Source organism: Streptomyces colwelliae (assembly GCF_048158785.1).
Lineage (GTDB): Bacteria > Actinomycetota > Actinomycetes > Streptomycetales > Streptomycetaceae > Streptomyces.
Genome location: NZ_JBLTJC010000457.1, coordinates 1 through 7,433, shown reverse-complemented (window position 1 = coordinate 7,433; position 7,433 = coordinate 1). Strand labels below are relative to the sequence as shown.

The window sequence follows — 7,433 nt, the reverse complement described above, 5'->3', positions numbered from 1 at the left end:
CCCCCGAACCGTTGCCCCAGGTGGACGCCCTGACCGTCGCCGTCACCTGGGTGGGACACGCCAGTTGGGTGATTCGCATCGGCGGCCTGACCATCCTCACCGACCCGGTCTGGTCCCGCCGTATCCTCGGCACCCCGGCCCGGATCACCCCCGTAGGCGTCGCCTGGGAAGCACTTCCACCCATCGACGCCGTAGTCATCAGCCACAACCACTACGACCACCTCGACGCCCCCACCCTGCGCCGACTCCCGCGCAACACCCCGGTGTTCGCACCGGCCGGCCTCGGCAGCTGGTTCCGGCGCCGCAGATTCACCCGCGTCACCGAGCTCGACTGGTGGGAGGCGGCCCAACTCGACGGCGTCCGCCTCGACTTCGTACCGGCCCACCACTGGTCCAAGCGCAGCCTCACCGACACCTGCCGCTCCCTGTGGGGCGGTTGGGTGCTGACGGCACCGGACGGACAGCGCGTCTACTTCGCGGGCGACACGGGCTACGGCCACTGGTTCTCCCGTATCGGCCGCCGCTATCCGGGAATTGACCTCGCCCTGCTCCCCATCGGCGCGTACGACCCGCGCTGGTGGCTCAGCGACGTCCACTGCGATCCGGAGGAGGCGGTGCGGGCCGTACAGGATCTGGGGGCACGGCGGATGGCCCCCATGCACTGGGGCACGTTCGTCCTGTCGGCGGAGCCGGTCCTGGAGCCGCTGACGCGGGTGCGGGCGGCTTGGGAGAAGGCGGAGTTGGCGCGCGAGAACCTGTGGGACTTGCCGGTAGGAGGCTCAAGAGTGCTAGGTGATACCCCCTAAGGGGCGCGGGGCTGTGTCGATTTGCGGCTCCGCCGCGGGGCGCGACCAGCCACATACGACCCGCACCCCGCAACGAGACATCAACTGGCAGCCCGAACCCGCTTCCAAACAGTCGGCGCCACACTGATCACCACGGTCAACACAACCGCCGCCACCACGCCCTCCCACGGCTCCGGAAACAGCGAACCCCCGAGGATGCCGATCAGCTGGTACGTCACCGCCCACGCCAGACACGCGGGCGCATTCCCCCGGGCGAACCGGCGGATCGGCCACTCCGCCATGAGGCAAGCCAACATCACCGGAATACGACCCGCCGGCACCAGCCGGGACAGCACCAGCACCGCCACCCCGTGGTCGGCCAGCTTCTCCTGGGCCTGCGTGAGCCGCTCCTCCGGCGCCCGCGAACGGATCGCCTCCAGCCACCGCGACCCGTTCTTCGACCCCATCCCCCGCCGCCCCAGCCAGTACAGCGCGACGTCCCCGAGAAACGCGGCCAGCGAAGCCGTGACGAACACCAGGGCCATCGCGAACGGCGCCGTCTGGTGAAAGGCGACCACGGCCGCCGAACTCACCAGCGCGCCCGTCGGAATCACCGGCACCAGCGCTCCGAACAGCACCAGCAGGAACAGCGACGGGTAGCCGATGGCCTGTTGGGTGGACTCGGGCGACGTCGTGGCCGTCGCGGACAGCGCGTCCGCGATCCAGGTCACCGGGCGACCTCCGGGCGCACGCTCTCCCCGTGCCCGAGCCGGTGCACCGAAACCGAGGGCGCGAGCTGCGCCGCGATCCGCACGAACTCCTCGCCCGGCGTGTGGAATTCGTGCGGGCGCACCGCGTCCATCCCGATCGGCCAGTACGTGCCGTAGTGCACCGGCACCGCACTGCGCGGCGAGAGCCGGGCGAGGGCCTGGGCCGCGCGCCCCGCGTCGAGGTGCCCCTCGCCGAGATACGGTCCCCAGCCGCCCACCGGCAGCAGCGCCACGTCGACCGGCCCGACCTCCTTGGCCATGTCGTCGAACAGCCCGGTGTCCCCGGCGAAGTAGGTCCGCGCCTCGCCCTCGACGACGTAGCCCAGCGCGGGGGACCGGTGCGGTCCGAGCGGCAGCCGGCGTCCGTCGTGCCGTGCGGGAACGGCCCGGACGACCAGGTCACCGACCATCGTCTGATCGCCGGGGGCCACCTCGTCGATCCGCAGCCGCCGGAGCCGGCGCAGTCCGGGCACCGCGCGGAGTGCGCCCCGGGGCACGAGCAGGCGCGTGCCCGGGGTGAGGGCGGCGAGCGAGGGGAGGTGCAGGTGGTCGGCGTGCAGATGGGAGACGAGCGCCAGGTCCGCGCGCCGGGCCTCGGGCGGCGGCACCGCGCCCCGGCGGCGCCGTAGATGCGCGAGGCGGCGCGCGAACAGGGGGTCGGTGAGCACGCGTACGTCCGAGTCCTCGATCGTGCAGGTGGCGTGACCCCACCAGGTGATCTCCACCGGCACCTTCTTTGCCTCCTTCGCGCGACTCCCCCGAAGCCTACGGGCAGGAGTAGGGTCGGCGGCGAAACCCGGAGGTGAGGGGGACGCCATGGGACAGGTACGCGGTGCCTCGGGTATGCGCTCGCGGCTGCGGGTCACGGCGATCGCCAGCCTCACGCCGCTGGAGGAGCTGGACGACGACCCCTTTCTGGTCGACTCCCGCAGCCAGCACGCGATGTGCGCCCGCTGGGCCGCCGACCACGGCTACGTGATCGCCCGCGAGCTTCTGGTGCGTGGACTGCGCCCCGACCACTGCGCCCTGTGGGACGGCGTCCGCCCCGGCCTCGACCTGTTCGTCGCCCCCAGCCGCCGGGTCCTGGAGAGCGCGCTGTCCTCCGTCGAGGAGTTCACCGACGAGTGCGCGCGACGCGGGGTGCGCATCGAGACGGTCGGCCGCGCGGAACCCTGCTACGACGCCCAGATGAAGGCCAGCGTGCACCGACGGCTGTCGATGCCGACGGCGGGCTACGACGGCCGGTGACACGGGGACACGTCGGCCCGTTGTGACAAGGTGGGTGGAGGCCCGCCAGGTCGTCGGGCCAGGGACGTGAGGTGTACGGGGCGTGGGTGGAGCGCGTTGGCGGCGGCTCGCCAGTCAGATCGGGCGCAGTGTCGCGGTGTGGGCGGTCTCCACGGTCACCATGCTGGTGCTCGCCGGGATCCTGCCGGACTTCAAGCTCCAGTCGGCCGACGGCGACAGCGCCACCCGCATCGGTGTCACGGCCGCGCTCGGCGCCGGTGCCTTCGGTCTGCTGTCGGCCCTCGTCTGGCCGCTGCTGGTGCGGCTGTTGCTGCTGGTGCCCGCGCTCGTCCTCGGCCTCCTCGTCTTCGTGCTCAACGGGTCCCTGCTGCTGATCGCCCTGCGCATCAACCCGGACGGCGGGCTGCGCGGCCAGGTCGCCCCCGAGACCGCCGTCGTCGTGGCCGCCGTGATGTCCGCCGTCGCCTCCGCCACCGGCGGTGCCCTCGCCGTGCGCGACGACGACGCCTACCGCCGCCGGCTCTACCGCCTCGCCGACCGCCGCCGCAGAGCCCTGCCCCCCGGCCCGTCCTCGCCCGGCACCGTCTTCCTCCAGCTCGACGGCGTCGGCCACGACGTCCTGCTCGGCGCGGTCGCCAAGGGCCTGATGCCGACCGTCGCGAAGCTCCTCGGCGGCGACCGCCCCACCCACCGCCTCACCCCCTGGCGCACCGACTGGTCCAGCCAGACCGGCGCCAGCCAGCTCGGCATCCTGCACGGCTCCAACCACGACATCCCCGCGTTCCGCTGGTACGAGAAGGACACCGGCGAGGTGATGGTCTGCAACCGCCCGACCAGCGCCGCCGAACTCCAGCGCCGCGCCGTCGAGTTCACCGGCGACGGCGGCCTCCTCACGCTCGACGGCGCCAGCCGCGGCAACCTGTTCAGCGGCGGCGCCGACGAACAGGCCCTCGTGCTGTCCATCGCCATTCGCCGCCGGGGCCGCGAAAACCGTTCCCGCGCCGGTTACTTCGCCTACTTCTCCGACCCCGCCAACGCCGTCCGTACCGCGATGTCCTTCGTCGCCGAAGTGGGCCGCGAGATCGGTCAGTCGACCCGCAGCCGTCTCACCAAGCAGCGCCCCCGGATCAAACGCGGCGGTCTCTACCCCCTCGTCCGCGCCTTCGCGACCGTCGTCGAACGGGACGTCGTCGTCGCCGCCGTCATGGGCGACATGCTGGCCGGCCGCACCGCCGTCTACGCCGACCTCGTGGCCTACGACGAGGTCGCCCACCACTCCGGCCCGCGCAGTCGCGACGCCGCCAAGGTGCTCCAACGTTTGGACCGTTCCATCGCGCTGATCGAGAACGTCGCCGAGCATGCCCCGCGCCCGTACCGCATCGTCGTCCTCTCCGACCACGGACAGAGCCCCGGCGAAACCTTCCAGGGCCGCTACGGCCTCACCCTCGGCGACCTGGTCCGCGCGGGCTGCGGGCTGCCCGTGCCGCGCCGGGCCCGGCGCACCCACAGCGGCGCAGAGGCCCGCGCGGCCGTACGTGCGGCGTTGCGCCGGCCGGTCGAGGAGAAGGACGGGCAGCACCGCCACCCCGGCCGCCACTCGGAGCCGGTCGTGCTGGCCTCCGGCAACCTCGGCCTGGTCTCCTTCCCCGACGTGCCGCACCGCATGACCAAGGAGGAGATCGACGCCCGGCACCCGGCGCTGCTGACGACCCTCGCCAACCACCCCGGCGTCGGCTTCGTCCTGGTCCGCAGCGAGGAGCACGGAGGGGTGGTGCTGGGCGCGCACGGTGCCGAACTCCCGGTGGCCGAACTCGACGACAAACAGGGCCCGTTGGCGGACTTCGGCCCCGGCGTCGCGGACGCCGTCCGGCGCACCCACTCCTTCCCGCACACCGCCGACATCATGGTCAACTCCTGGTACGACCCCGCCGAGGGCGAAGTCCTCGCCTTCGAGGAGCAGATCGGCTCCCACGGCGGCCTCGGCGGTGCCCAGGCCAAGCCGTTCCTGCTGTCGCCGCACACCTTCTCCGCACCGGTCGACGACGGCGAGGACCTCGTGGGCGCCGAGCACGTCCACCAGGTTCTGCGCCGGTGGCTGCGCGAGTGCAACGGACCCCAAGTGCCGCTGACGGACGAGCAGTCGGAGCGGGCCGCCTGAAAATGGGCTGCGGAGGGTCGGCCGTAGGCACACACTGTTCGAGTCTCCCCGCCTCGAACCTCCTTCAGGAGCCGCTGCTTTGCAGGCTGCCGTCACTGTCACCCCGGCCCGTATCCCCGAGCTGCTGCTCGGCCTCGCGACCGTCCGCCCCGTGTTCATCTGGGGCGCGCCCGGCATCGGAAAGTCGTCCCTGGTAAGGGAGTTCGCGGAGTCGCTGGGCCTGGAGTGCGTGAGTCTGCTCGGTACGCAGCTCGCGCCCGAGGACCTGATCGGTGTGCCGCAGATCCGGGACGGACGGTCGGTGTTCTGTCCGCCGGAGGCGATCGCGCGGGACGAGCCGTACTGCCTGTTCCTCGACGAACTCAACGCGGCCACACCGGATGTGCAGAAGGCGTTCTACTCACTGATCCTGGACCGCCGTATCGGCAGCTACGAACTACCCAAGGGTTCCATCGTGATCGGCGCCGGGAACCGGGCGACCGACAACGCGCTGGCCCGGCCGATCGCGTCCGCGCTGATCAACCGGCTCACCCATGTCCACCTGGAGGCGTCCCCGAAGGACTGGCTCAACTGGGCCGCCGCCAACGGCATCCACCCGTGGATCCTGGACCACCTCACCGACCGGCCCGACCACCTGTGGTCCAAGCCGCCGAAGACCGAGGAGGCCTTCTCCACGCCCCGGTCCTGGCACATGCTCTCCGACGCGCTGGGCTCCTTCGGGCCCGACCTCGACGAGGAGACCCTCAAGGTCATCGCGCACGGCACGCTGACGCCCGCGCACGCGGTCGCCTTCTGCGGGTACGTCAAGATCGTGCGCAGCCGCTTCGGCATCGAGGCGATCATCAAGGGCGACGCCCGCTGGCCGCACCGCCCCGAGGACCGCGACCTGCTGTACTACCTCGCGGAGTCCTTCCGGGGCCGGCTCGTCAAGGAACTCCCGGTCAGCAAGGAGCACTTGTCGGCGAACGGGCTACAGACCGCGTACCGCGCCAAGTCGTTGCTCGTGCAGCTCGCCGAGATCTCCGTGGAGGTCGCGCAGAGCGTCATCGCCCCGGACACCGACGGCAATCCGCTGCTGCCCGCCTGGTTCCTGGTCGAGGCGGCCCGTGACATGCCCCGGCTGGTCGAGGCGCGACAGTGAGCCGCACCCACGGCAAGGGGAAGCCGAAGAAGGATCTCGCGGCCGAGGCCTTCGAGGAAGGGCTGCGGCTGGTGCGGGCCAACCGCGCGCTCGCCGCCATCGGCTTCAGCACCTGCCGCCGGGACGACTGCCACCACACGCCCAACACCGGCCTGGTACGCGTCGATTCCAACGGTGTCCTGCACGTCCACCCCACCCGCCGCGCCGAACCCGCCGAGTGGGCCTGGGCCATCGCGCACTGCATCATCCACCTGGGCTTCGGCCATGTCCCGGCGGCGCCGAAGCTCCGCGTCCAGCCCGACGGCCCCGCCCTCGCGGCCAACTGCGCCGTGGTCAACCGCTTCCTGCTCGGCTTCCCCATCGGGGTCACGCCCGAGGACCTGCCCGCCGCCTACCCGGCCGGTGACGAGGAGCAACTCGCCGCGCGCTGGCGCCGCGACGGCATCCCGCCCCTCTACGACCGCTGCGGTACGGCGGGCGGCGAGCCGGACCAGCTGCTCGTGCCGTGGGACACCTGGCAGGGCGGCAGCGCCCCCGACTGGCAGCTCAACTTCGCGAACGCCCTCACCCGCACCGTGGCCATGGCGATGGACGTGGCGGGCGGCCGGCGTGCCTCGATGCGCGGCGGACCCACCCGACTCCAGCCCTGGGAACGGGCGTTGAGCTGGTTCGTCTCCTCCTACCCCCTCCTCGGCGGCATCGCGGCCGGCATCACCCTGGTCGCCGACGCCGAACTCGCCCACGCCCACGGCATCTCCGTCGCCGCAGTCGACACCGGCGCCGCCGAGATCTACATCAACCCGCTGCGCCGACTCGACGACGAGGAATGGCGGTTCGTCCTCGCCCACGAGATGCTGCACGCCGCTCTCCGGCACGGCGACCGCTGCGGCGTCCGCGACCCCTTCCTCTTCAACATCGCCGCCGACTACGTCATCAACGGCTGGCTGTGCGAGATGGACGTCGGCCGGATGCCCGAAGGCCTGCTCCACGACCCGGAGTTGAAGGACCTCTCCGCCGAGGAGGTCTACGACCGGATCGCCGGCGACCTGCGCCGGATGCGCCGTCTGGCCACCCTGCGCGGCAAGGGCGTCGGCGACATCCTCGGCGGCCCGCTCGGCAGCCCGCGTGACTACGTGGACCTCGACGAGTTCTACCGGCGCGGCCTCGCCCACGGCCTCGACTTGCACCAGCAGTACGAACGCGGCTTCCTGCCCGGCGGGTTGGTCGAGGAGATCTGCGCGCTCAGCCACCCGCCGCTGCCGTGGGACGCCCAACTCGCCCGCTGGTTCGACGAGTTCGTGCCCCGCCCCGAGCCCGTACGGTCCTACGCC

7 protein-coding genes are annotated in these 7,433 nt (G+C 72.1%); 5 read left to right on the top strand and 2 right to left on the bottom strand.

Going from position 1 to position 7,433, the window contains the following annotated elements; all coding sequences use genetic code 11:
• Nucleotides 1–806: MBL fold metallo-hydrolase (locus tag ACNFOC_RS47545; RefSeq protein ID WP_416965227.1), on the top strand; the 806-nt coding region annotated here is incomplete at its 5' end.
• Nucleotides 807–886: 80 nt separating this feature from the next.
• Here the strand turns inward: ACNFOC_RS47545 and ACNFOC_RS47540 are convergent.
• Both ACNFOC_RS47540 and ACNFOC_RS47535 read right to left on the bottom strand, forming a co-directional pair.
• Nucleotides 887–1,516 carry a DedA family protein gene (locus tag ACNFOC_RS47540; RefSeq protein WP_416965226.1) on the bottom strand — a complete coding sequence of 210 codons (630 nt, stop codon included), beginning with the start codon at nt 1,514–1,516 and terminating at the stop codon, nt 887–889.
• Entirely contained in the window at nt 1,513–2,286 is a 774-nt protein-coding gene (locus tag ACNFOC_RS47535) for an MBL fold metallo-hydrolase (protein ID WP_416965225.1), read from the bottom strand. Before ACNFOC_RS47535 ends, ACNFOC_RS47540 begins: the two co-directional genes overlap by 4 nt.
• Before the next feature lie 85 nt (nt 2,287–2,371).
• Between ACNFOC_RS47535 and ACNFOC_RS47530 the strand changes: the two genes are divergently transcribed.
• The 4 genes from ACNFOC_RS47530 to ACNFOC_RS47515 form a co-directional block, all read left to right on the top strand.
• Nucleotides 2,372–2,803 carry a hypothetical protein gene (locus ACNFOC_RS47530; RefSeq protein WP_416965224.1) on the top strand — a complete coding sequence of 144 codons (432 nt, stop codon included), beginning with the start codon at nt 2,372–2,374 and terminating at the stop codon, nt 2,801–2,803.
• Between the two features lie 82 nt (nt 2,804–2,885).
• Entirely contained in the window at nt 2,886–4,961 is a 2,076-nt protein-coding gene (locus ACNFOC_RS47525; RefSeq protein ID WP_416965223.1) for a phage holin family protein, read from the top strand.
• Nucleotides 4,962–5,040: 79 nt separating this feature from the next.
• A complete protein-coding gene (locus ACNFOC_RS47520; protein WP_416965222.1) occupies nt 5,041–6,102 on the top strand; it encodes an ATP-binding protein in 1,062 nt (353 codons plus the stop codon).
• Nucleotides 6,099–7,433, top strand: a 1,335-nt coding sequence (locus ACNFOC_RS47515; RefSeq protein WP_416965221.1) for a vWA domain-containing protein, incomplete at its 3' end; no start/stop codon positions are given. The genes ACNFOC_RS47520 and ACNFOC_RS47515, both read left to right, overlap by 4 nt.